Genomic DNA, 24237 nt, shown 5'->3' with positions numbered 1-24237 from the left:
TAGAGCTTTTATAGCTTCAGCTGAACCTGCAGCTTCCCATGCCTCAGGAGCAGTTGCTCTAAAGTCTGTAGCGCTAACGCTTGACGGTAATACAGTTACCCCAATAGCTACTGCACCTAAACTTAAAAATTTTCTTCTTTGCATTTTATATCCTTCATTAATTAGTCCGAAAAAGAAACAAAGTCCTTTTTCTTTACTTGGACCGTTGTACTCACTAAAAATTCAACTTTCGTTAAACTATTTTTTTAATGAAACTATATGAGCAGATAGTGTTTTGATATCATCTTCTGAAAGATTTGTAACTTGACCTTTCATCAGACCTTTCATAGCTCCACCATAACTACCATCTTTATAACCATTAAGAGAAGCAACTAAATCAGCTTCACTCATATCTGCAATAACTTTTGACTTGCCAAGAGCAACTTTTTCACCTGCACTACCATGACAACCGGCACACTTGTTGTAAAGTGCAGCACCATCAGCAGCTAGTAATGTTGATGAAGAGATAATAGCACCTGCTACAACTATAGATTTTAATGTTTTTGTTATTCTTGTAGTTTTCATTTGAAACTCCTTTTGTTTGATGGAGTAAGTTTAACAATTAATTGTGAGGGAATTGTGTAGTGGAAATTTTACTATTTTAACTTTCCGAAGATTTTATATTTTTCCCAGTAAACATCAACAGCTTCTTTTAACTCTTCTTGGCTGAGTTTGCTTTTTTCTTTTAGACCAAACCTGCTTATAAATGCGTCCGACATAACGCTGGTCTCTTTGGCTGGATAGTTCAGGTAACTTATAATCGCATTTTTCATATCCGTCTCACTGCTATATATAAGCAGATACTTATAAAAGTATTTATCTATACTCACAGGCAACTTTTCATGACACTTGACACAGTTACTCTCATATACATCTGCCTCTGCAAAACAAAACATAAGGCTAAGCGTTAAAACTATTTTTTTTACCATGATATACTCACCTTTGTTCCAACTCTCTCTTGAGAACTTATATCGATATTTAGGTTATACTCTTTAGCAATTGCCGAGACTATGCTCAGTCCTATTCCAAAACCACCGCTGCTTTTATTGAACCTTTTATATCTCTCTTTTATCTTAGAGATATCTTTCTCAGCTATGCCTATGCCGGAGTCTTGTACACTAAAGCTTCTGCCCTCTACAGTGACGATTATTTCTCCGCCGACTTCGTTGTACTTTATGGCATTTGAGAGCAAGTTATCTAAAAGTTTAGAAATTTTAAATCTGTCTGCATACAAGGTCGTTTTTTCTATAATATTTGCGCTGATTTTTATTTTTTTAGCTTTTGCAAGAGAGGTGAAATACTCTACTCTCTCTAAAACCAACAGCTCTATATCTATATCTTCGTTATTGGAAACTATTTCATTACCAAGCGTCAGGTAAGTCAAATCTTGGTAGATATTTGATACTGTTTTTGCGCCTATGTCTATCCTCTGTATCTTTTTTAACAGCCCTTCATCAAGTTGTGATTTGTCTATCATCTCTATATTTGCAACTATAGTACTTACAGGTGTATTTAACTCATGAGTCGTATCTTTTATAAATTCATCAAGCAGAGTGATGGCATCACGCATGGGTTTTAAAAACAATCGAAGCAGGATATAACCTATAACTAGCATAAACAAAAATGTAAAGCCGGCAAAAATCATAATCTCTTTTTTGGTTTGTATTAACCACTTTTTGTCATCTTTTACTTTTACTATTATATATCTCGCACCAAGATAATAAGACTCAGGTATGTTAACCAAGTGAATTACCTCATCTTCAAGATATAAAATCTTATCTAGTCTAAGTTTAGTGTCACTCGTTGCAAAAATCAGCTTTTCTTCGTTATCAAAAATCGCAGAATCAAACTTATCGTTTCTTGGATAGATTTGTGTTTTATCAAAGTTTACATGTAGTTGCTTCAAATCTTCTATAAGCTCTTTGGAGTACTTTTGCAGGGTTGATTTTTTTTGTTGTAACATCAAATCTTTTTGAAGTTCAAAATAGATAAAAGAAAATACAGATATGATAATAACTGTCAGTAAAACATACAGAGCCAAAAATCTAAATAGAGTCTGTTTTTCACTTTGACGAAAATCTGTACCCAAGCTTTTTGATGCTAACAATTTTATCCTTTCCTATGATTTTTCTAAGATCTTTTATGTAAGTTCTAAGAGCATTTTCACTAGGAGTCTCTTCATAACTCCAAAGAGTGTCGTAAATCCTCTCATGTGAGAGCACTTCTTCTTGGTTTTGTAAAAAAAGTTTTAAAAGTTGAGATGTTTTTGTATTTAACTGCACCTGTTTACCATCAACAAACAGTAGATTTGACTCTGTATCATACTCTACATGTTCATCTATTTTAACTCTTGCACTTGTCTCATGAAAAAAGCCTCTTTTTAAAATACTCTCCACTCTAAAGAGAAGCTCTTTTAAAACAAACGGTTTTCTTATGTAGTCATCACAACCGCTTTTATATCCATCTTCAAGAGAGTCTATGGAGTTTAGCGAAGTTATGTAGATAGCAGGGGTTTTAACACCATCATCTCGTTTTTGTTTTAAAAGCTCAAATCCATTAAGACGAGGAACATTTACATCAAGCAAAAACAAATCAAACTGTTGCTCATAAATAAGCTCCGAGGCTTGATCTCCATCATAAGCAGTTACAAGCTCAAAACCGTGTCCTTCTAAAAAATCAACTACAGTTTCACTAAGAGTCAAATCATCTTCAAGTAAAAGTATTTTTGCTTTCATTGAGATGAATTTTCTTTTTGCAAGTTTTTTTCATAAGCTTTTTTCTCTGCCTCGTTCATTTTAGGAACTCTTGCTTCAAGCTCTTTTTTAAATTTTTCAAGATTTTCTTTTTTTACATAACCCATTATAGATATTAGCTCTTGTGTGCTCATTTCACTAAAATTTTCCCCAGCGTACAAGAAAGAGATTAACAATAAAGATGAGAATAATATGGTGATTGTTTTTAGCATTTCATAACTTTTTTATTAATTTTATTAGATGATTATACACTAAATATTTTTAGTGATTACATATGATATGAAAAAAAAGTGTAATGATTGTGTAGCAAGAGCGCCTATTTCACATTACTGTAAAAGTTTAAAAAACTAAAGTATAGTAAACACCTCTACCGCTTCCATGACTCTGCATAACACCTTTTTCTACTAAGTAGGCTAAATCTCTACTAGCTGTAATTCTAGTTATTTTTGTGATTGACATGTATTTACTAGCTTTCATACCACCTTCAAATTCAGATGGTAAATATGAAAGCATTTTCAGGATAATCTTTTTATGTCTATCATTTAGTTTTGTATTTACATGTTTATCCCAAAATTTACTCTTTGTCTGGACCACTTCAACCTTTTTAAGTGTTTGCTCAATTGACTCGATTAATATCTCTACAAACCAATCTACCCATAAAGCAATATCAAGATTCTTTTTTATACATGTCAAATCCAGAGTTTTATAGTACTCTTTTCTCTTTACATGTATAGCAGAAGCTACAGAGTAAAAGTTTGCATTTACTAACTCGGATTTGCTCAAAACATAATCCGTAATAGCTCTTGCAATCCTTCCGTTTCCATCATCAAACGGGTGTATAAGCAAAAACCACAAATGAGCAACCGCAGCTTTGTAAACTATCTCAGATGAATCAACTTCTTCATTTAACCACTCTAAGTATTCGCTCATCATCTTTGGCATCATACTTGATGGTGGTGCGATAAAGTGAATTTTCTCTTTTTCCCATGTACCTGAGACTATTTTCATAGCTTTTTCATCTACTCTAAATTCACCTACTAAAATCTTTTTAAAGCCTGACTGACCTGTAGGAAAAAGTGCTTTATGCCAAGAGAGAAGTCTCTCTTTACTCAGAGGCTCTTTAGAGTTTTGTTTCGCATCTATAATAATCTCTACCAAAGAGTCTGTTTGATTTGTGTAGTTGTAGTCCTCTTGCAATCCAAGCCTAAGAATCTTGTTTATAGATGAGCGCACAGAACTTCTCTGTAAAACTTCACCCTCTATAGCTGATGTTGCAACTGCTTCATTTTCAAGTACATCTAGAAGTAGCTCTTTTGAGTTAGTGTCATTCATAAATTTCTCTACTGTTTGCAGCTGACCAAGTTTATAAAACAACTCTTGAGTATTGGTTTTAGTATAAGTAAAATTAGGAAAGTTTTCACTCTCCCAAATCCACTTTTTATCTGTTTGATACGATTTCATAATCTAATTGTATCATTTTTTGATACAATAACTGGAATTAATTGTATCATTTGTAAGTTTTAGCTGTTTTAACATGTATAAAAATTTGTAGATTCATACAAACCAATCAAACCCTACTTTCATTCTATTACTGTATAATTTCATAAACAAACTCCAAGGCTTATTCACATGTCAAAATACAACAAGTACAAAAAGAACCCAACACTACTAGAGCAGTTTCGTTCTTTTTGCTTTCAAAACAATCCTAAAGACCTTGAACAGGCTATAAAGTACTTTGGAGTATTTGGCGGTATGGGTTGGGATGTTGATATGGATAAGCCCTTGTCAGAGATAATTGAGAGCAAGGTTTTTAACAACTATCGCTACATTCATGCAGACATCACTCAGATTACTGAGAGTGATAAAAACTCTCATGCACTTCTAAGCGGTATTGCCATGGGAGACCGCAGAACTCACTCTGCACTAAAGAGAGCTCGCATCTCAAGAAATGACGGAGAGTATGCGATGGAGACTCTTTTTGAGCGAGGTTTTTTAGAAGCCGAGTACTCGTTAGAGACTCCGCCAAATGAAGAGGAAAGAGTAGATGAAAAGCTGAACTTCACTAAACCTTTTATGCGTTTTTGGTTCTCATTTGTATCTCCGTTTTTCAAAAGCATCAGAGACGGCGACTATAAAGAAGCGCAAGAAAGATTTGCCAATCGTGAACAGGAGTTTTCTGAACTTGTCTTTATGAAACTCGCACGAGATGTTATAAAAAACAGTTTTAAAGATGACCCAATTGTAGAGATAGGAAGCTATTGGGATAGAAATACAGAGATAGACATCTTGGCAAAAACAAAATCCGGTAAAGTCGTTGCAGGAACTACAAAATACTCTAACTCTAAAGCGAAAAAAACTGAACTTACAAAACTAAAAGAGCAGACGGCATTGGCTGAGTTAAAACCCGACATCTTTGTCGTCGTCTCAAAAAGCGGTTTTACAAATGAGCTTAAATCCCTAAAAGGTGCAGAGCTAAAGTTACTTGCTCTTAAAAACTTTAAAAGCCTTGTAGAAGATTTGAGTGAGAGAGACTTTATGGAGTGCGAGGGAAAAAGATATTAATAATCTAGTAAATCTTTTAGCACAAAGAACGAGCCTAAAAAAAGAGTATATAACTAATATTTTAAAGCTCCTTGATGAAGGCTCGACCATCCCATTTATTGCCCGTTACCGCAAAGAGATGACTGGCGGAGCGAGTGATGAAGTCTTGCGTGAGTTTGAAACTATCTATCTTAGTTCTAAAAAACTATTAGAGCGTAAAGAAGAGATATCAAGACTTATAACCCAGAGAGCTACTCTGAGTGATGCAATCAAAAAAAGCATTGAGCAGGCTGAGACTTTGAGAGTTTTAGAAGATATTTACCGCCCTTTTAAAGAGAAGAAAAGTTCTCGTGCGACTACTGCAATGGCAAACGGTCTGACTCCGCTTGCAAACACTCTGCAAAGTGCAAGACTTACTCTGAGTGAATTTAAACAAGAAGCCAAAAAGTTTATCAAAGGCGAAATCACTTCAGTAGATGAAGCGATAAAAGGCGCTCAAGATATTTTAGCTGAGCGTTATGCAGACTTGCCTCGTGAGCGTGAAGCCATCAGAAACTCAATGCTACGCTACGGCTCTTTGGAGACTAAAAAAACAAAAAACTTTGATGAAAATGGCACCTTTAAAAATCTTGAAGGAAAAAGTGAAAAAGTGGCCTACATTCCATCTCACCGCTACCTTGCTATTATGCGCGGGGTTAATGAAAAAGAACTCTCTGTAAAAATCACTACCGATGTGGAGCGAATCCTAGAGAACATCAAACAATATAAAATTCCTCGTCATACTTCGACTTCCAGTGAGCTTCTATTTGATGCCTATAAAGATGGCCTAAAGCGTCTTTTACTTCCATCATTGGAGCGTGAAGTCCAAGCAGAACTAAAAGAAAAAGCTGACATGTCGGCAATAAGTGTTTTTGGTAAAAATCTAAACCAGCTTCTGATGACTCCTCCTGTTACAAAAAGGGTTATTTTAGGAGTTGATCCTGCATTTGTAAGCGGATGTAAACTCGCAGTCATAGATGAAAACGGAAACTATTTAGAGTCGGCTGTAATCTATCCTACCGAGCCAAAAAATGACTATAACAACTCAAAAAACAAAGTGCTAACTTTGGCTAACAAGTATAACATCACCGGAGTTGCCATAGGTAACGGTACGGCTTCAAGGGAGACACAAGAGTTTTTTGCCCGTCTAAACAAAGATGAAAATGCAAACCTAAACTACACTGTTGTCTCAGAAGCAGGCGCTTCAGTTTACTCTGCTTCAAAAACAGCACAAGCAGAATATCCAAACCTTGATGTAACCATAAGAGGCGCTATATCCATCGCGCAAAGACTTCGTGACCCGATGGCTACACTGGTAAAGATAGACCCAAAATCTTTGGGCATAGGGCAGTATCAACACGATGTCGATCAAAAACTCTTAGAGAAAAAACTTGATGATGTGACATGTGATTTGGTAAACCGCGTTGGCGTAGATATAAATTCGGCTTCGGCTTCTTTACTTTCACATGTAGCGGGAATTGGTGCAAAAATAGCGCAAAATATTATAGATTATCGTGATGAAAACGGAAACTTTTCAACTAAGAGCCAACTTTTAAAAGTAAAAGGTCTGGGCAAAAAAGCTTACGAACAAGCCGCTGGTTTTATCCGGATAAAAAATCCTAAAAATATTCTTGACAATACGGGTGTGCATCCTGAGAGTTATGAGGTTGCCAAAAAATTAGAGGGCTTAGACTTAGACAAAATAGATGTAAATTCTAAATCTGAAGAATTACATGTAGGAAAAGAGACTCTAAAAGACATCATCAAAGAACTTAAAAAACCTGGATTTGACCCCAGAGAAGATTTACCCCCGATTCCTTTTAAAGAGGGTGTAACGGACATCAAGATGCTTAAAGAGGGCAGTTTTGTCTCCGGTGTTGTCAGAAACATTGCAGATTTTGGTGCATTTGTGGATATTGGGCTTAAAAATGACGGCATGATTCACATCTCAAAGATGAGCCAAAAGCGAATTTCACACCCTTTGGAAGTTCTATCACTCAACCAATTTCTGCCGCAAATCGAAGTTATTTCTATTGATACACAAAAGGGCAAAGTTTCTCTTAGCTTGGTATAATTAAAATATTAAAAAATAAAAGAGCATTATGATTCAACTAGTAAATATCTGCAAAAATTTTGGCAAGCAAGAACTGTTTGATAATCTAAACTTCAAGTTAAATTCCGGCAATAGAGTCGGTTTAGTCGGCAGAAACGGAAGCGGTAAATCTACACTTTTTAAAATAATCATGGGCGAAGAGACTCCAGACAGCGGTGATATCATCATCCCTAAAAACTACAAAATAGGCACTCTTAAACAGCATCTGGAGTTCAGCGAAAGCACTCTAAGAGAAGAGGCAGCCCTAGCCCTAACCGATGAGATGAAATATGATGTTTATAGAGTCGAGAAGATTCTTTTTGGTTTAGGATTTACTCAAGAGGATTTAGACAAAGACCCACTCTCTTTTTCGGGCGGTTACCAAATCCGTATCAACCTTGCAAAACTGCTTGTTACCGAACCAAATCTGCTGCTTTTAGATGAGCCTACTAACTACCTTGATATTGTCTCACTTAGATGGTTGAAAAACTTTTTAAGAGCCTTTGAGGGTGAAGGGATACTAATTACCCACAATAGAGACTTTATGGATGGGGTTTGTACTCACACTATAGGTATTGTGCGCAAACAGCTAAACATTATTCCTGGTGATACTCATAAATTTTATGAGCGCTTAAGCGCGGATGATGAACTTTATAAAAAACAAAAAATTGCACAAGACAAAAAAGTAAAAGAGCTTGAAGAGTTTATAGCCAAAAACAAGGCTCGTGCCTCTACTGCCGCACTTGCTCAGTCAAAAGTAAAACAGCTTGAGAAGATGGATTTGATGGATGATTTATTTTTTGATTCAACCCTTGAGTTTAACTTTAACTTCAAAGAAACACCGGCAAAGATAATGCTGGATGTGAATAACCTTAGTTTTGGCTACACACCTCAAAATATTCTCTTTAAAGATATATCTTTTAATATAAAAAAAGGAGAGTGTCTGGGGATTATCGGTAAAAACGGTAAGGGTAAATCAACTCTGCTTAATGTTCTTGCAAGAGAACTAAAACCTCTTAACGGTGAAATAAATTCTCATCCATCAGTAGAGTTTGCCCACTTTGGTCAAACAAACATAGCTCGTCTTCATCCAACTGCGACTGTAACAGATGAGATACACTCAGCAAATACAAAACTCTCTACACAAGTCATCAGAAGTATTTGTGGTGCTATGATGTTTAGCGGAGACTCTGCTGATAAGAAAGTTTCTCTTCTCTCAGGTGGAGAAAAAAGCCGTGTGATGCTTGGACAGATTCTAGCAAGAGAAGTAAATCTGCTTTTTCTAGATGAACCTACCAATCACCTTGATATGGACTCTATAGAAGCTTTAACAAAAGCAATACAAAACTTTGACGGTGCAGTTGTCATCGTAACTCACTCAGAAGAACTGCTTCGCCGTGTATGTGACAGACTTATTGTCTTTGCAAAAGATGGCGCTGAGTATTTTGACGGCGGATATGACCTCTTTTTAGAAAAAATCGGCTGGGAAGAACAAGAGGAGCAAGAAGAACAAATAAAATCTGCTCCAAAAACTAACAATAAAGAAAATAAAAAGCTAAAAGCGGGGCTGATTCGTGAAAGAAACAAAGCAATATCACCTCTAAAAAAGAGAGTTGAAAAACTGGAGAGCTGTATTATGGAAACTGAAGAGAGTCTGGAACTGAATCATCGAGAGCTAATAGAAGTTTCAAACAGCGCAGAGAGCACTAGACTGATGGAGTTGTCAAAAATCGTATCAGCGCAAGAGCGTGAAGTCGAAGAAAGTTTTGAGATTCTAGAGTCTGTACAAACTGAGCTTGATGATATCACACAAGAGTATGAAAGAAAGTTAGCAGAACTAGATTAAATATCAACTCTTTTTATCAACTCTTTTATGCTCTCTTTCTCTTTTTGGGTTGTTAATGTGAAAGTATAATTAACCCCGCCGATAGCATCTTTAGATGTAATATCATCCAGTTTTTCTAGCATATGTTTTGAATTATCTACACTGTCAACCAAGTAGACTAATAAAAAAGTATTATCACTCCAACGAATTAACATGTCATCTTGGCGCGTAATCTTTTTAAAGTGGTTTGCAAAATTACTCAAAGCCATATTATCACTACTAAAATTATCGCTATCAACTTTGATTAGTATTGCACCAATAATCTTTTCATTGAAAGTAGCCGCATCTTCATAGCTTTGGGCTATATGAAGAAAATAATTTTTAGAATAAGCGCCGCTGTTTATATCCATATTTGCATGGTTGTCAATCATAATGCGTTTAATCAAAGTTTGTGTGATGTCTGTTAAAGTAACAATTTTATACTCATCGACATCACTGTTTATATCTACGGAAAAAGCATGCGGCTCATAATCCGGAGTAAGTAAACTTACAACACGGTCTATCTCTTGCATCTTCATAACTGCATCAAACCAGCTCTCTCCCGATTTAATTTTTTCAGCATTAAAGTATGATGGATGAGGAACAAAATGATCAAGAAATTTAGGAAAAACTTCTTTATATTCTTTCAATGAAGAGACCGCAACAAATTTTTTAAAAGATTTATTGATTAAAATAACTTCATCATTATGAAAAATAACAATCAAATTTTGTTGAGAATCGACAATGCTTTGCATTAAATCAAAACTGATATTGTCTGGCATTAATCATTCCTATAAACTGTAATGGTTGAAATCTATGGAGTTTCAACTCTTTATATTACCTAAAATATCTACATATGTTAAATAAAGCATCATAAATAATATTTCACTCGCCACACTCAAACTTGTATGAAGCACTGTATTTTATAGTATGCTCACTCTTTATAGGCTGTGTTGTTTGACTTCCTGATTCTCTCATCATACTGCGCAAGGCTATCGGATACTGAGGGCTATTTAAGGGGTTTAATAACACTTCTTTTATTTTACAAGTCACTTCGTACACATCACTTAAAAAACTTTTATAGCTCTTTGCATAATTCAATGCTTCGAGTTCCAACTCTTTATTTACCTGTTTGAGTGCTTGCTTCTCTACTATCCAACTAATAGGATTGATAGTGAGTTTTAACTTGTCTTTTTCAACAGTTGCTCTCTCAAGATTGTCTATAACATTGTCTAGCTTTTTACTATCAGTAAAATCACATGTAAATATGATACTCCCTTGGTAACCAGAGAAAATTCTTTTACTTTTTTTATATTCATACATAGGAGATATTCTATAGCTGCCGTTTGTGCAGATACCTTCGCTAGCTGTATTTTTTATTGCTTTTTTGAAAATCTTTTGTATTTTTAATTTATTCGTATCTTCTACTATCGCTGTTATTGAGGTGCTCATCTTCGTTGGTTCAACTTCTTTTACAAATTCGCTGCTCTTTTGAACTTCAAATGCATTGGACAAAGAGAAAATCATACTTAGTAATAAAATAATTTTTTTCATTTTTTTCCTTTAAAACTCTATATTTACAAAATCCAAACAGAGAATTTTTTACCCTTTATTTTTCCATTTTTTAGTTTTTCATATGCTTCATCTATCCTAGAGTTCTCAATAGCAACATAACTTTGTCTTTCGTAAATATCTATCTTTCCGATGCTGCTTCCTTGTAGTCCTGCGTCCCCTGTCAATGCGCCAAGCAAATCTCCGGCACGGACTTTGTCTTTTTTACCGCCCTCGATTACAAGAGTAACATTGGCAGGTTTCATATCAAAACCGTTTACAACCTTTAGTGAAGTTGCATCTTCAAAAATACGAGTATCATTTTTATACTCATTTACATTTTGTATCTCGCTTGCTTCATAAAGAGTAAAAGCCAGACCCTCCGCTCCTGCTCGTCCTGTTCGTCCGATTCTGTGAGTGTAAGTCTCTTCGCCGTGAGGTATGTCATAGTTTACAACCATTGAAAGCTCTTTTATATCTAAGCCTCTGGCTGCCACATCAGTTGCCACTAACACTGTAGCAGATTTGTTAGCAAACTGTACTAACACATCATTTCTTTCATACTGCTCTAAGTCCCCATGTATAGCAAGAGCGTCAATATTTTTCTTCTGCAGAGTGTTAGCAATTTCATCAGCTTCTATTTTTGTGTTACAAAAGACTATGACATTTTCAGGCTTAAAATTACTAAAAATATTTACAAGTGTATTTAGTTTTTGCCCGTACTCTACTTCATAAAAATACTCAGTGATTTTATTTGTTGTCTCAGTAGAAGTTGTTTTAATATTTACAGCATCTTTTTGAAGAGTTGCGCTTATGTCCAAAATCTCATCAGTATATGTTGCTGAGAAAAGAAGAGTCTGTCTCTCTTTTGGGGCAAATTCCAACACTTCATTTATCTCTTCACTAAAACCCATATCTAGCATTCTGTCAGCTTCATCAAGAACTAATGTATCCATATGTTCAAGTGACAGTGTCTCTTTTTTGAGGTGTTTTAGTACTCGCCCTGGAGTTCCGACTATTATGTGAGCACCATGACGAAGTGAACCTAGCTGTGGACCAAATGCAGTTCCGCCACATAGAGTTAAAATCTTAACATTATGTGTAGCCCGTGCGAGCATTCGAAGCTCTTTTGCTACTTGGTCAGCCAGCTCTCGTGTCGGACAAAGTATGAGTGTTTGAATTCTAAACTTTTTTACTTGTAGTTTACTCAGTATACCTATACCAAATGCGGCTGTTTTACCGCTTCCGGTTTTTGCCTGTGCTATTACATCACGGCCCTCTAAAATATGAGGAAGACTCTGAGCTTGAATAGGTGTCATCTCTTTATAACCTATTTCGTTTAGGTTATGAAGCATCTCTTTTGAAAGAGGAAGATTTGAAAATTTCATCAATAAATTTCCTTGACTCGTCCAACTTCACGACTCATAAGACGGACTTTAATACCATGAGGATGAGTAGCTGATTTTGTCAAAATATCGCGAACTATACCGTCTGTCAAGCGTCCACTCTCTTGGTCCTCTTTTAAGACTATGGCTACACTCATCCCGCTTTTAATATTAGCTCGTTTTGTACCATCCAACATCTAAATAGCCATATTCGGTGAGCAAACAGCATTTTCAAAAGCTGTAACCTCTTGCATACTGCTTAGTGATAACTCATCTATCGCATTCTTGTCTAAGTTATATTTTTTTGCAAATTCAGATATAGCTTGTGTATTGAATTTTTCAATATCTCGTACGAGAGCATAAATCTCGCCCAATACACCCTCATCATCCAGCAGTGCCGACTTTACTGTGTCATCCACATGCATATCATCAAGTATTGTCTCTAAATCTTTACCAAAAACTGTATCTATAAGAGAAAGTACTCCTACAAAATAGGCTTGACCAAGAGTGTTACTTCTAACATCAGGTTGTATTTTTTTAAGTATATTTTCCATCAATTCTGTACGATGTTTTATCATCAACATTAAGGGAGACAAGGTTTTGCTTTTTGATACAGATTTTGAGTATATCATCAGCATCAGCCATTGAGCAAGAGGAGTACGTCCTACAAGCATCAAGATATGATGAATAGAAGAGATTTTATTTCTAAAATGAAAAGCAGCTGAGTTTATATACCGCAATAACTGAACAGTAAGCGCATGATTCTGCTCAAATTCTGCTGTTATTTCATCAATGTTGGTATCTTCCATAAGCAGAGTATATAGTTTAAGAATATTCGCTTGCGAAGCATCATATGTTGGATTTTCAAGAATTTTTGGTTTTGCAAAGAAATAACCCTGAAAAAATTCACATCCTAAATCTTTCGCTAACTGGTATTCATCTACAGTTTCAATTCTTGTAGCTACAACTTTTATATCATTGTTTCTTAGAGCGCTAATTATACTTTTGATAGAAGAGTCTTCTTTAAAACCCTTGTCAAAATTTATCTTCACAAAAGAAAGTGTTTCTAACACATTTGCATACTTCACAAGACTCTCTTCATTAATCACAATATCATTTATAGCTAATTCATACCCTCTTTCCTTTAGTTGTTCAAATCGCTCTATGACTTTTTCATTTATATCAAGGTAGACTATAGAAAATATAAAAAAGCCTTTGGGTATTGTGAAAATAAGATCGCTCATCAAAAATTTCTCATCAATTTTAACAAATGCTTTACGAGAACCAAGCACTTCATGTGTTCCAAATTTATTCAAGACACTGTTAATAACAGCTGCACTTACAAAACGATCAGTTACATTCTCTTTTTGCTGATGCCCCTCTTGGTATAATACTTCATACGAATTTAGATTCCCATTAGTATCAATTATTGGTTGACGGCCTAAATGTACATTTTTCATATTAATTTCACTTTCTCATTAGTAATAATTTATTATATTGCTTTTTAACTTATACTATGTTTTTAAACCTATGCATCATAATTGAAGCAGCAACCCCGACATTTAAACTTCTAACATCATCCATCATCTCTATCTCTACAACCTCATCACACATGTCAATAACTTCTTGTGATAATCCTTTACCTTCATGTCCCATGAGAAGTACCCATTTTTGAGGCACTCCCACGCTCATAAGCGACTTTGAATTTTCTGTGACTTCCGCTGCAAAAATTCTATAACCATTTGCTTTTAAAGCTTCTAGTGTAGAAAAAATATCATCATAGATATGTACATGTAGTTTGACTATGTGCCCCATAGAAACCCTGAGTGCTCTTCGTGCATAAGGATGAGGAGCATAACGAGGCAGGAGATAAGAGTTCACTCCTAAAGCGGCCGCACTTCTGGCGATTGAGCCGACATTTTCAGTCGAGGTAATATCATCAAGCATGATTATATTATCACCAAGATTTTCTAATGGAGTCTCTTGTGGTCGAATACCATGCATCATACAGTTGTGATGAATCTTGTGACCGACTATACTCTCCATCTCTTTTTTATCAATAACAAAAAGTTTTGGAATATCTTTTTTAGATATTAGCTCCGAGAACTCTTCATAGTACTCACTAGTAGCCAAAATACTTTTTACATGTATATCAGTTTGCAGAAGGATATTTACAACTTTTGGAGAGTCTGCTATAAAGCTGTTATCCTCCGTAAAAGCATTCTCTCTTAGCTTATGGTATATCTCTAATTCATGCCTATTTGTTTCATCTATCTTAATTAAATTCATAACTAAGATTTTATCATTTTTCTCTTAATATACATCTCATACAAAACAGGAACAACCAACAAACTCAGCACTGCAGAACTAACAACTCCACCCATCATCGGTGCAGCAATTCGTTGCATAACTTCACTTCCGACACCATCTGAATACATTATCGGTAAAAGTCCGGCTAATATTGCAAACAGTGTCATAAGTTTTGGTCTAACTCTTTGAACTGCTCCCTCGTAAATGGCATCTCTTAAGTGTTTGCTATCAAACCCATCTCCATGCTTTTGTTTTGATTCTTCTACACTATCTTGAAGGTAGATAATCATAATGATTGCTGTTTGTGCCGCAATACCAAGTAGTGCTAAAAAACCCACAACTACGGCAACACTCATACTAAAGTTTAGGTAATTAATATATAACAGACCTCCTAAAAATGCAAAAGGAAGTGTAAAGAAAATCATCAAGGTTGTCACAACATCTTTTAATGCCATATAAATCAATATTAGAATGACAAGAAGTACAACAGGGACTATCCAGACTATCTTATCCATTGCACTATCTAAGTACTCAGACTGACCTGCCCACTCAAAATAACTTCCAGTGGAAAGTGTTAAATCCTCTAAAAGTTTTGAAGCCTCTTCTTTATAGGCACTTGGACTCACTCCATCTTTTGGCGTTATATATACATATGTCACAGGTGAAGCCATCTCACTTTTTATAACTGAACTGCTTTGTCTGTATGATACTTTTGCAAATGTAGAGAGAGGAACAAAGCCTAAAGATGTTTTTATTTGAATATTTTTTATACTCTGGATATCTTGCCGTTCATCATCTTCAAATCTCAAAGTGATAGGATAGCGCTCTATTCCTTTATAGAGTGTAGCTATCTGTATACCGCCGATTGCAACAGATGTGTAGGTCAACAGTTTGTCTTTTGTTATGTTATACCTTGCAAGAGAAGACTCATCTATATCGATATCTAAATAATAACCGGCACTAGCCTGATCTGCAAAAACACTCTGAGTCAGCTCAAGCCCTCTAAGCTTAGTCTCTATCTCTTTTGCATGTTTTTCTAAGCTATGAGCATCTTTTGAGTAGAGTTTTATACCAAGGGGTGTTCGTATTCCGCTTAAAAGCATATCTATTCTTCCCCTAATCGGGTAAGTCCAAGAGTTTACAAGCCCCGGAACTTTTAGTGCATCTTCCATCTCACTCATCAATTTTTTATAAGTCATACCCTTACGCCATTGGCTTTTATCTTTAAAAGTGATGATTGTCTCTATCATGCTCAGAGGTGCAGGATCTGTCGCACTTGTAGCCCGTCCTCCTTTTCCAAAAACAGTTTTCACCTCAGGAAATGAGGCTAAAATCTTGTCTGTTTTTTGAGTTATCTCTTTACTCAAATCTATCCCTATTCCATAAGGAGTTACAGGCATATACATAAAAGTCTGTTCATTTAGCATTGGCATAAATTCCCAGTTGAGACTTTTGTACAGCGGATAAATATATCCCAGAGAAGCAATTGTTAGAGCCAAAATAATGTATCTTAGTTTTAGAGCTATTTTTAAAAATGGGTTATACAGCCAGATGAAAAAACGGTTAATTGGATTTTTAGTCTCTAATGGTATTGTGCCTCTTAGAAAGTATATCATCAAGACAGGCACCATGGTAACTGAAAGTATCGCTCCAACAGCCATAGCAAATGTTTTTGTAAAGGCTAAGGGAGTAAAAAGCATACCCTCCTGCCCTGAAAGTGCAAAGATTGGTAAGAATGAAATTACCACAAGAGTTAGTGCAAAAAATATCGGTCTTCCAACTTTTTGTGAGGAGTTTATGATTACATCAACTCTTTGTTTGTTTGAGATTTTTGCATTTTTTTGTTGCAGTTTATACAACTCTTTGTGAGCATTCTCAATCATAACTATTGAAGCATCAACCATAGCCCCGATTGCAATCGCTATACCGCCTAAACTCATTATGTTTGAGCCGACTCCAAATATTTTCATAAGCAAAAATGTAAAACCGATTGTCAATGGTAAAATAATTAAAATAATAAGCGAAGACCTAAAGTGAAATAAAAAGACAGCTATTACAAAGATAACAATCAGACTCTCTTCAAGGAGTGTGAATTTTAGATTGTCTAACGCTTTTTCGATAAGGCTTGAACGGTCATAAGTAACTGTTACATCAACATTGTCAACTTTTAGCTCACTCATTTTTTGTTTGATTTTGTCTATAGATTTGTACACATCAGAACCATAACGAAGCATAACAATTCCACCAACGACTTCACCCTTACCGTCTAAGTCTGCCATACCCCTTCTCATACTTGTAGTTACTTCAACTCCCGCTATATCGCCGATAGTTACAGGCACACCACCATCTGTTTTTACAACTAAAGCACGAATATCATCCAAATCTTTTACATAACCCTTAGCAGATATCATCCACTCGTAACCATTTTGTAAAACTATTCGTCCACCTGTATCGTTGTTGTTTGACTTTATGACTTTAGCAATATCCGAAATATCGAGACCATACTGAGTCAGAGTATCGTTATTCACAACAACTTGATAATCAGGAACAAATCCACCGACACTTGCCACCTCACTAACACCATCCACACCCAGTAGTGCAAACTTGTAGTAGTAGTCTTGAATGGCCCTGAGCTCAGCCAGATTTTTTGTTTTTGAACTTAGTGCATACTCATAAACCCAAGCAACACCAGAAGCATCAGGACCAAGTGAGACATTCATAGAAGAAGGGAGTTCTGAGGTAATGGTAGAGAGCTGTTCAAGAACTCTGGTCCTTCCCCAGTAAAGGTCAGTGCCTTCTTTAAAGATTATGTATATCAGAGCATTACCGTAAGTTGAAAAACCGCGAACTGTCTCAATATTTGCAATAGACATAAATTTAGACACAAGTGGGTAAGTTCCCTGTTCTTCAACAATCTCTGGACTTTGACCATTCCACTTTATTTGAACAATCACCTGAGGAGGTGAGAGGTCTGGAAGTGCATCAACTGGAGTATTTTTAAGAGCCCATACAGAGGCAAAAATTAAAAACAGTGTAGTCATCAGGACTATAAATCTGTTTCTGATACTTAGTACAATAAGAGTTGATATCATCTCACACCTCCTCTAGTAGAGCCCGTTGATTTGAGCATCAGAGTCCATTAAAAACAGAGCGTTATTTACAACTTCATCGCCCTCACTCAAACCACCTAGCACTATATATGTTTTAGAGTCTAAGAGTTCAACATCAACTTTTTTAGGCTCATATTCTCCTGCATACTCTCCTGTCACAAAAACATAAAAGGAACTGTTTTTACGAATTACAGATGTAACAGGAAGGGTTAAAAGCTCTGTTTTTTCACTGCTTGATTCCACAGTTACATACATTCCCGTTTTCAAAAAGTTTTCTTGGTTGTTGACATGTAGTCTTAGGGTTAATGTACTCTCTTTAGTATCTAGTGCAGGATATAAAATCCCTTTTTTTGCTTCAAAGATATCATCGCTTCCAACAACTCTAAGAGTAAAAAACTTCATTTTTTCAAGACGAGATAGCTCTTTTTGGTGAACTTTTACCTCAACCCAGACACTCTCAAGATTTACTATCTCGAAAAGTTTTTGTTTTGCAGAAAATGCATCAAAGTTAGAGATGTTTTTAACAAACAGGTACCCGCTTACAGGTGATTTGACACTTGTAAAACGAGAAGCTTTTTTATTTGTCTCAATACTCTCTATCTCATTTTTATCTACATGTAGAAGTTCCAGTTTCTCTTTTGCGCTTTTTAAAATATCTCCGTTTGAATGTTTTTTAGAGTATTTTAGATGAGCCAAATACTCCTCTTTTGCACGCAAAACTTCAGGCGAATAAACAGTAGCTAAAACATCACCTTTTTTTACATATTTGTAAATCGTATCCGCATACAACTCTTCTATATATCCGCCAAACCGTGGTGTTACACTGTATCTTTTGGAATCATCAACTTTAATATAACCATAGTTTTTTATAACTTTTGCCGTTTTTACTTTTTTTACATGTGTAGTTTGAACTGAAAAGAGTTGTTCAACTGTGACCGGCTTTGCTTCAAGCGTTAACAGCAAAGATAATAAGATTATTAGATGCTTCATTTTGTTTCTCCAACCAAGGCTTGTATTTGTGCTTCATATCGTTTGTACGAGGCCATAGCCATATATTTTTTCTCTTCTAAAGAAAGCTTATTTTCTTGCATGTTTAAAAAGAGAATAAGATTTTTTCCATTTTTTAACATAGTGCTAGAGAGCTCTAACATATGATCTATTTCAGGGATACTCTGTGTTGCTATTATCTGATAAATCTCATAACTACTTTGCAGGTTTGAATAACTCACAGCCAAGTCAGAACTTAATTTCTCGTACAAATCACTACTTTGAAGTTGTGCTTGCAAGACCTCTTTTCTGGCTTGTTCACTCTCTATAGATTCACTCCCATAAATTGGCAGTGATGCACCGACAGTAATATTGACATAATCAGCAAAAGCTTCTCTATAGAAGTATCCAACACTTACAAACGGATCTATCTTTGAGGCCAGATCTCTAACTTTCACCAGTGAATTTTTTTCTTTTATTTTTACCAGTTCTTTTTTATAGGATTGGTTATTTTGTAACTCTGAAAAATATTCATCAAAAGTTTTTGGCTCTTTTGGATCTACATGTGATTCAACAGATGTTATGTCTTGATTGCTTAAATAAGATAATCTTTTTAAAAGTGAGTCAAAAGTGCTTTTGATTTTACTCTTAGCTATTTTGAACTCTAAAAAGCGTAATTTTGATGTAGTTATATCCATCATCGCACTATCTCCACTACTGCTATAAATCGTATGAAGCTCTATACTTTGTTTTATCAAATCAATTTTTTTATCTACTACTTGCAGCTTCTGCTTTACTTCCCAAATCGTGTAAGCCGTTAGTTTTATCTCTTTTACTAAGGCAACCTTTGCTTCTTCTAAAGAACCATAAACAACATCCTTCTGAGCTTTTGCCAGAGAAGCATTTGCAGCTCTTTTTCCAAAATACGGAATTTTTTGTTGAAAGGTTAAAGATGTGAATTGCATAGGTTCGATAGAGCGGTTTGTTAAATCATCAAGCTGAATATCACCTACACTGAGAGAGAGAGTAGGATTTGTAAAGTGTTGAGTCAATTCTATAGAGTCATCAACAACTTTAAGTCGTTGTTCTATCGCTTTTAAAGAATTGTGAGTAGAGAGCGCATGAGAGATGATCGTCTCTAAGTTTTGTGATTGTGCATAACTCATAAGCGCAAAAAGTATAATAATAATGCGTAACATAACAGACTCCCCTCTTTAAATCAAGCTAGCTCAAATATTTACTGAACTTTTAACACGATACTTCTTGCCAACTTTAGGAGCTACAAAGATATGTATCTGCCAAGTCCCGCCCATTGAGAAGTTTACTTCTACTTCATAATTTCCATTACCCAAATATTTAGCACTGCTTTTACTCTCCATTGCCGGCATTCCAGGCATAGCAGGCATAAAAACTTTTACGCTGACCTTATCAGCATCGCTTAAAACTCCGCTCTTTTTAATGTGTAGAACAAAAGTGTTATTTCCGACGACTAAAGGCTTTTCAGCACTTAGTTTAACAACTGCATCGCGACTTTTAACCTCTTTGTCAAAAGCTGCCCCGTTAAGTGATGTAAAGAGTAGTGTTACACCGATTATTAATGATATAAGTTTCATGAGATACTCCTAGTATATAGTTTAAGTAATTATATTAATATATTGTGCAGAGTGTGTGTAGTAGAAGTTTATGTATTTGATTAGCTAATGTTTAATTATGATAAACACATTTATACATCAAGAAAAAAAATATTTATTTTGGATAAAATTATTCCCGATAATAAAAAAGAAATGATAAAAAAATGACAGAAGAAAAATTTATACACGATAGTCAAACTGTTTTAAAATTCATAAAATGTTACTGCGATAACAAACATGATAAAAATTTACAAAACAAAGAGACTCTAAAGCTATGCTATAACAATAAATACCTAAACAAAGAGATAGATTTTGAACTCTGCTTTGATTGCAGGTGTACGCTTTTTTACTCATACTCCAAATTACAAGACTGTCCTCACACTGACAAACCAAGCTGCAGAACATGTCCGGATCCTTGTTACGGAAAAAATGAATGGAAAAAACTGGCTAAAATCATGAGTTACAGCGGTATGAAACTAGGACTTTCAAAAATCAAAAAATTTTTCAGAATTAAATAATGTATAATAAGGTTTTACTAGAGGATATTTGATGTTTAGTGCGATTTATACAGTTATTGGAATAATTTTCGGAGCATTGGCTGTATGGATTATAAGCGTAAGAACTTTAAAAGATTCTCTAAAAACAGAACTTGAAAAATCAACTGTTTTAGCAAGCCAAAATGCCGTTTTACAAGAGCGCATAAATGGACTCAATGAAAAAAATCAAGAAAAAATAGAACTGCTTCAAAAAAACAAAGAACAGATGACACTAGAGTTTAAAGAACTCGCAAATAAAATACTCGAATCTAATTCAGAGAAATTCTCCACCCAAAACCAAGAAAACCTCTCCAAGATGATAACTCCTATTAAAGAGCAATTTAGCGAATTTAAAAAACAGATAGATGATGTTTACATAAAAGAGGCTAAAGACCGCTCAATGCTTCAAGCTGAAATAAAAAGTATCAAAGAGATAAATCATCAGATGAGCAAAGATGCTAAAAACCTCACAAGTGCGCTAAAAGGCGAAAGTAAAAAGCAGGGCGTTTGGGGAGAGATGGTCTTACAAAGAGTTCTTGAAAACTCCGGTCTTCGCGAAGGCGAGGAATACAAAAGAGAAGTCTCTATGGAGCACGAGAGTGACGGCAGCCGCTACCGCCCTGATGTAGTTGTTCATCTTCCAGATACTAGAGATATTATCATTGATGCCAAAACTTCTCTCACCGCCTATGAGCAGTATACATCGAGTGCAGACGAAGAACAAAAAGAAATTTTTGCCTCTGAGCACTTAGCATCTATGAAAAAACATATAAAAGAACTAAGCCAAAAAGATTACACAAATTTAAAAGGTGTTGAATCTCTGGACTTTATCTTTATGTTTGTTCCTATTGAAAGCGCTCTTCTTATGGCTTTAGAATATGACTCTACACTTTTTGATCATGCTTTTAAAAAAAATGTAATCTTGGTCGGTCCAACTACTCTTATGGTCTCTCTTCGCGCTGTTGAGAATACATGGAAGTATGAGCACCAACAAAGAAATGCCCAAGAGATAGCCCAAAGAGCCGGTCTTTTATATGATAAGTTTATAGGTTTTATAGATAGTGTCGAAAGACTTGGAAAACAGATAGGTACTGTGCAAAAAACCTATGATGAGGCCTTTTCAAAAATGCACTCTGGAGCCGGAAGCATAACAAGCCAGTTTCAAAAACTACAAAAGCTTGGAGCTGCAACAAGCAAGAAACTGCCTGAGCATATAAACAAACAACTAGAAGAGTAACTACGCTTCTAAAGAGTCTATAATTGCATCAGCAACTCTAAACGCGTTTGCATAAATCGTCCAAGTATATGGAACACTTCCACCTGTAGGCATAAAACTGGCATCTGTTACATATAGATTGTTTAACTCATGCGCTTTACAGTTCAAATCAAGTACTGATGTTTTAGGGTTTATACCAAATCTGCATCCACCGGCTACAAGATTTGGGGGCGGCGCGGATGAGATACTTACTGATACTTCCTCAGCTCCCATATCATGTAAAACGCGTTTTGCTTTTTGCGCCAAATGCTGGGCAATTTTGATATCATGTGGATGTGAATATAGATTTATTGCTCCAACACTCACTCCGTACTTGTCTTTAACTTTATCATCTATGGTTACATTACAGTAGTCTGTCGGTAACCAATCGTTAAAGACTTCAAATTTTAAAACTCTTGATGTGGTAAGATTTTTGTGCATCTTTTTTTGAAGCTCCGCACCCCAGATAAGGTTTCCATTGTCATCGCGTAACTCTTTTGTTGCACGACCTATAATATTGGCATGCTCAAATAAAAAGTCTATAGTCCCGCCTTTAAGTTTCTTACCTTTTGATTCATACTCATACCAACCTTGTAAAGAACGATTGAAAAATACTCCCGGCTGCATTAGCTCACGCTGTTGCTCTTTAGTTAACTTTTCAAATCTTATGCGCCCCTGTCCTACGCCGCCAGCTGAGAAGATAAGGTTTTTGCCTACTTGTCCGCTGTTGTTGGCTAGACCATTTTGAAAATGTATGTTTTTAGAGTTTAAAAGAAGTCTTGATGTCTCAATAGCTTGGGCTGCTACAACAAATATTTTGGCTTTAATGCTCTTGCGTTTCATATCTTTATCGTAATAATGCGCTCTTGTAACATTTGCTTCATTACTCTCAAGTTTAAAAACAAAAGCATCAGTGATTATCTCTGCTTTGCACTTTTGAAGCAAGGCGGCTCTAGCGCTTCCTTTTGCCCCCGTAGCACAGCCATAACTTCCACAAAAATTTGAATATGAACAACCCTTTCTACCAAGAGCATTGTGAGGCAATATTGCACGGGGAGTCGGTATGCTTTCATAACCTAAGCCTTTACATGCGCTGTCAAACCATTTTGTAGCGCTATTTACTTCCAATAATGGATATGGGAAATTTTTCGTTGAGCGCGGCTCTGAAAATTTATGTTTAACCGCATCGCCTGACACCCCTATAACCTCTTCAACCTTTGTATAGTAAGGCTCTAAATCATCATAACTTATAGGCCAATCAACAATATTGGCACCTTGAATTTTGCCATACTTACTTTTGAGACGAAAATCATCTGGTTTCATACGATGAAAATAACCGCTCATAAGGTTAGATGAACCGCCAACCATAGAACCGTTCCAAAAACTCCAGTTATACTCATTTCCCTCATACCTTGTTACGACGCCGTCTCTGTCGCGGTCATTTATTACATGTTGTTCATCTTTGAGAAGTGGTGTATACATGCTTCTTCGACTCACCGCTACTTCATCTTTGGTAAAATCTTTCTCAGAATAATTAGGACCTTTTTCTAAAACAACCACCTTGTAGCCGGCATTAGCAAGTTCGTAAGCAACCGGTCCACCGCCTGCACCGCTTCCTATAATACAAATATCGTACTTCATAAAAAAGCCTTCGTCGGTCTTGGTAGTCCAGGTTTATGATTTAGCCATTTCCATCCGCTCATGGCTTTATTGCCTCCATAAAGTGGATCTCCTAGCATAGCTTCAAGAAAATAAGTCAAAATATTTTCCAGCCAACTATCCCCCCAGATTGTATCGGCAATTTCTTGGAGTACTTTTTGTCTCTGCTTATCAGACAACTTTGTATATGTTTTTTTATATTTTGATACAGCTTCTTCATTGAGCCATTTTATGCCGTCTTTTATAAAAGCTTTGTTTTGTGATGTAATCTTTGAATGTTTGAGTATTTTATATAGGTATGAATTTGCATTGATGGACTCTGCAGTCGGTACATCAGCAACCTCGCCAAAGAGGTCTTTATGCACTACTGACATAGTCTCCATAGTAGTAACAGCCCCAAAAAGCTCACCTGAATAGGTAAGCAATACAACTGAGCTAAGAAAACTATTTTTTAAAAAATTTCTGCGTTGTTTAAAAATCATGGG

Annotated in this window: 23 protein-coding genes; 5 read left to right on the top strand and 18 right to left on the bottom strand. The window is 35.7% G+C overall.

Translation table 11 applies throughout. The features are described 5' to 3' along the window. Positions 1–237 precede the first annotated feature (237 nt). From OQK60_RS02375 to OQK60_RS02350, 6 genes are all read right to left on the bottom strand, one after another. Positions 238–564, bottom strand: coding sequence for a c-type cytochrome (locus OQK60_RS02375; protein WP_297683694.1), 327 nt, complete (start codon positions 562–564; stop codon positions 238–240). A gap of 71 nt (positions 565–635) precedes the next feature. Further along, entirely contained in the window at positions 636–968 is a 333-nt protein-coding gene (locus OQK60_RS02370; RefSeq protein ID WP_297683692.1) for a hypothetical protein, read from the bottom strand. Then, on the bottom strand, positions 962–2146 hold the full coding sequence (locus OQK60_RS02365) for a HAMP domain-containing sensor histidine kinase (protein ID WP_297683690.1): 1185 nt from the start codon (positions 2144–2146) through the stop codon (positions 962–964). Before OQK60_RS02365 ends, OQK60_RS02370 begins: the two co-directional genes overlap by 7 nt. Then, positions 2103–2774, bottom strand: a complete 672-nt coding sequence (locus tag OQK60_RS02360; protein WP_297683688.1) for a response regulator transcription factor — start codon at positions 2772–2774, stop codon at positions 2103–2105. The genes OQK60_RS02365 and OQK60_RS02360 overlap by 44 nt, the downstream gene beginning before the upstream one ends. Then, positions 2771–3004: a DUF1104 domain-containing protein gene (locus OQK60_RS02355; RefSeq protein WP_297683686.1), complete on the bottom strand. Its 234-nt coding sequence runs from the start codon at positions 3002–3004 to the stop codon at positions 2771–2773. The genes OQK60_RS02360 and OQK60_RS02355 overlap by 4 nt, the downstream gene beginning before the upstream one ends. Before the next feature lie 127 nt (positions 3005–3131). Further along, positions 3132–4253, bottom strand: coding sequence for a Fic family protein (locus OQK60_RS02350; protein ID WP_297683684.1), 1122 nt, complete (start codon positions 4251–4253; stop codon positions 3132–3134). Positions 4254–4421: 168 nt separating this feature from the next. On the opposite strand from OQK60_RS02350, the gene OQK60_RS02345 reads away from it, so the two are divergent. From OQK60_RS02345 to OQK60_RS02335, 3 genes are read left to right on the top strand one after another with little or no spacing between them, the layout of a single operon-like run. Beyond that, positions 4422–5354, top strand: a complete 933-nt coding sequence (locus tag OQK60_RS02345) for a DUF234 domain-containing protein (RefSeq protein ID WP_297683682.1) — start codon at positions 4422–4424, stop codon at positions 5352–5354. Then, positions 5350–7446 (top strand): Tex family protein, encoded by a 2097-nt coding sequence (locus OQK60_RS02340; protein WP_297683696.1) that lies wholly within the window; start codon positions 5350–5352, stop codon positions 7444–7446. The genes OQK60_RS02345 and OQK60_RS02340 overlap by 5 nt, the downstream gene beginning before the upstream one ends. 28 nt (positions 7447–7474) lie before the next feature. Continuing rightward, a complete protein-coding gene (locus OQK60_RS02335) occupies positions 7475–9310 on the top strand; it encodes an ABC-F family ATP-binding cassette domain-containing protein (RefSeq protein ID WP_297683680.1) in 1836 nt (611 codons plus the stop codon). On the opposite strand, the gene OQK60_RS02330 is transcribed toward OQK60_RS02335, so the two are convergent. The 10 genes from OQK60_RS02330 to OQK60_RS02285 form a co-directional block, all read right to left on the bottom strand. Further along, complete coding sequence (locus OQK60_RS02330; RefSeq protein ID WP_297683678.1) at positions 9307–10110, bottom strand: hypothetical protein; 804 nt, start codon at positions 10108–10110, stop codon at positions 9307–9309. The two genes, OQK60_RS02335 and OQK60_RS02330, sit on opposite strands and share 4 nt — an antisense overlap. 103 nt (positions 10111–10213) lie before the next feature. After that, on the bottom strand, positions 10214–10882 hold the full coding sequence (locus OQK60_RS02325; protein WP_297683676.1) for an SIMPL domain-containing protein: 669 nt from the start codon (positions 10880–10882) through the stop codon (positions 10214–10216). Positions 10883–10905: 23 nt separating this feature from the next. After that, positions 10906–12267 carry an ATP-dependent RNA helicase DbpA gene (gene dbpA, locus OQK60_RS02320; protein WP_297683674.1) on the bottom strand — a complete coding sequence of 454 codons (1362 nt, stop codon included), beginning with the start codon at positions 12265–12267 and terminating at the stop codon, positions 10906–10908. After that, entirely contained in the window at positions 12267–12461 is a 195-nt protein-coding gene (locus tag OQK60_RS02315) for a YwbE family protein (protein WP_297683672.1), read from the bottom strand. Before OQK60_RS02315 ends, dbpA begins: the two co-directional genes overlap by 1 nt. Next, positions 12462–13724: an EAL domain-containing protein gene (locus OQK60_RS02310; RefSeq protein WP_297683670.1), complete on the bottom strand. Its 1263-nt coding sequence runs from the start codon at positions 13722–13724 to the stop codon at positions 12462–12464. It abuts the gene before it with no gap. 49 nt (positions 13725–13773) lie between these two features. Continuing rightward, complete coding sequence (locus OQK60_RS02305) at positions 13774–14553, bottom strand: RNA methyltransferase (RefSeq protein WP_297683668.1); 780 nt, start codon at positions 14551–14553, stop codon at positions 13774–13776. 2 nt (positions 14554–14555) lie between these two features. Then, positions 14556–17666 carry a CusA/CzcA family heavy metal efflux RND transporter gene (locus OQK60_RS02300; RefSeq protein WP_297683667.1) on the bottom strand — a complete coding sequence of 1037 codons (3111 nt, stop codon included), beginning with the start codon at positions 17664–17666 and terminating at the stop codon, positions 14556–14558. 12 nt (positions 17667–17678) lie between these two features. Continuing rightward, positions 17679–18674: an efflux RND transporter periplasmic adaptor subunit gene (locus OQK60_RS02295; RefSeq protein ID WP_297683665.1), complete on the bottom strand. Its 996-nt coding sequence runs from the start codon at positions 18672–18674 to the stop codon at positions 17679–17681. Beyond that, positions 18671–19870, bottom strand: coding sequence for a TolC family protein (locus OQK60_RS02290; RefSeq protein ID WP_297683663.1), 1200 nt, complete (start codon positions 19868–19870; stop codon positions 18671–18673). The genes OQK60_RS02295 and OQK60_RS02290 overlap by 4 nt, the downstream gene beginning before the upstream one ends. A gap of 30 nt (positions 19871–19900) precedes the next feature. Further along, positions 19901–20284: a FixH family protein gene (locus OQK60_RS02285; RefSeq protein ID WP_297683661.1), complete on the bottom strand. Its 384-nt coding sequence runs from the start codon at positions 20282–20284 to the stop codon at positions 19901–19903. 182 nt (positions 20285–20466) lie between these two features. Here OQK60_RS02285 and OQK60_RS02280 point away from each other — a divergent pair, with 182 nt between their 5' ends. Continuing rightward, on the top strand, positions 20467–20820 hold the full coding sequence (locus OQK60_RS02280) for a nitrous oxide-stimulated promoter family protein (protein ID WP_297683659.1): 354 nt from the start codon (positions 20467–20469) through the stop codon (positions 20818–20820). Positions 20821–20851: 31 nt separating this feature from the next. After that, positions 20852–22075: a DNA recombination protein RmuC gene (locus OQK60_RS02275; RefSeq protein WP_297683657.1), complete on the top strand. Its 1224-nt coding sequence runs from the start codon at positions 20852–20854 to the stop codon at positions 22073–22075. Here the strand turns inward: OQK60_RS02275 and OQK60_RS02270 are convergent, their stop codons facing one another. Together OQK60_RS02270 and OQK60_RS02265 are read right to left on the bottom strand one after the other, a co-directional pair. Continuing rightward, on the bottom strand, positions 22076–23734 hold the full coding sequence (locus tag OQK60_RS02270) for a GMC family oxidoreductase (protein WP_297683655.1): 1659 nt from the start codon (positions 23732–23734) through the stop codon (positions 22076–22078). It abuts the gene before it with no gap. Next, complete coding sequence (locus OQK60_RS02265; protein ID WP_297683653.1) at positions 23731–24234, bottom strand: gluconate 2-dehydrogenase subunit 3 family protein; 504 nt, start codon at positions 24232–24234, stop codon at positions 23731–23733. Before OQK60_RS02265 ends, OQK60_RS02270 begins: the two co-directional genes overlap by 4 nt. Positions 24235–24237 lie beyond the last annotated feature (3 nt).

The sequence above is a fragment of the Sulfurimonas sp. genome (assembly GCF_026196735.1).
Lineage (GTDB): Bacteria > Campylobacterota > Campylobacteria > Campylobacterales > Sulfurimonadaceae > Sulfurimonas.
Note: the sequence above shows the minus strand (reverse complement) of the source record. Positions and strands in the feature narration are given on the sequence as shown.

Coding starts and splice junctions, on each gene's coding strand:
- OQK60_RS02375 (WP_297683694.1), bottom strand. CDS start 564: ATGAAAACTACAAGAATAACAAAAACATTAAAATCTATAGTTGTAGCA.
- OQK60_RS02370 (WP_297683692.1), bottom strand. CDS start 968: ATGGTAAAAAAAATAGTTTTAACGCTTAGCCTTATGTTTTGTTTTGCA.
- OQK60_RS02360 (WP_297683688.1), bottom strand. CDS start 2,774: ATGAAAGCAAAAATACTTTTACTTGAAGATGATTTGACTCTTAGTGAA.
- OQK60_RS02355 (WP_297683686.1), bottom strand. CDS start 3,004: ATGCTAAAAACAATCACCATATTATTCTCATCTTTATTGTTAATCTCT.
- OQK60_RS02350 (WP_297683684.1), bottom strand. CDS start 4,253: ATGAAATCGTATCAAACAGATAAAAAGTGGATTTGGGAGAGTGAAAAC.
- OQK60_RS02345 (WP_297683682.1), top strand. CDS start 4,422: ATGTCAAAATACAACAAGTACAAAAAGAACCCAACACTACTAGAGCAG.
- OQK60_RS02335 (WP_297683680.1), top strand. CDS start 7,475: ATGATTCAACTAGTAAATATCTGCAAAAATTTTGGCAAGCAAGAACTG.
- OQK60_RS02330 (WP_297683678.1), bottom strand. CDS start 10,110: ATGCCAGACAATATCAGTTTTGATTTAATGCAAAGCATTGTCGATTCT.
- OQK60_RS02325 (WP_297683676.1), bottom strand. CDS start 10,882: ATGAAAAAAATTATTTTATTACTAAGTATGATTTTCTCTTTGTCCAAT.
- dbpA (WP_297683674.1), bottom strand. CDS start 12,267: ATGAAATTTTCAAATCTTCCTCTTTCAAAAGAGATGCTTCATAACCTA.
- OQK60_RS02315 (WP_297683672.1), bottom strand. CDS start 12,461: ATGTTGGATGGTACAAAACGAGCTAATATTAAAAGCGGGATGAGTGTA.
- OQK60_RS02310 (WP_297683670.1), bottom strand. CDS start 13,724: ATGAAAAATGTACATTTAGGCCGTCAACCAATAATTGATACTAATGGG.
- OQK60_RS02305 (WP_297683668.1), bottom strand. CDS start 14,553: ATGAATTTAATTAAGATAGATGAAACAAATAGGCATGAATTAGAGATA.
- OQK60_RS02300 (WP_297683667.1), bottom strand. CDS start 17,666: ATGATATCAACTCTTATTGTACTAAGTATCAGAAACAGATTTATAGTC.
- OQK60_RS02295 (WP_297683665.1), bottom strand. CDS start 18,674: ATGAAGCATCTAATAATCTTATTATCTTTGCTGTTAACGCTTGAAGCA.
- OQK60_RS02290 (WP_297683663.1), bottom strand. CDS start 19,870: ATGTTACGCATTATTATTATACTTTTTGCGCTTATGAGTTATGCACAA.
- OQK60_RS02285 (WP_297683661.1), bottom strand. CDS start 20,284: ATGAAACTTATATCATTAATAATCGGTGTAACACTACTCTTTACATCA.
- OQK60_RS02280 (WP_297683659.1), top strand. CDS start 20,467: ATGACAGAAGAAAAATTTATACACGATAGTCAAACTGTTTTAAAATTC.
- OQK60_RS02275 (WP_297683657.1), top strand. CDS start 20,852: ATGTTTAGTGCGATTTATACAGTTATTGGAATAATTTTCGGAGCATTG.
- OQK60_RS02270 (WP_297683655.1), bottom strand. CDS start 23,734: ATGAAGTACGATATTTGTATTATAGGAAGCGGTGCAGGCGGTGGACCG.
- OQK60_RS02265 (WP_297683653.1), bottom strand. CDS start 24,234: ATGATTTTTAAACAACGCAGAAATTTTTTAAAAAATAGTTTTCTTAGC.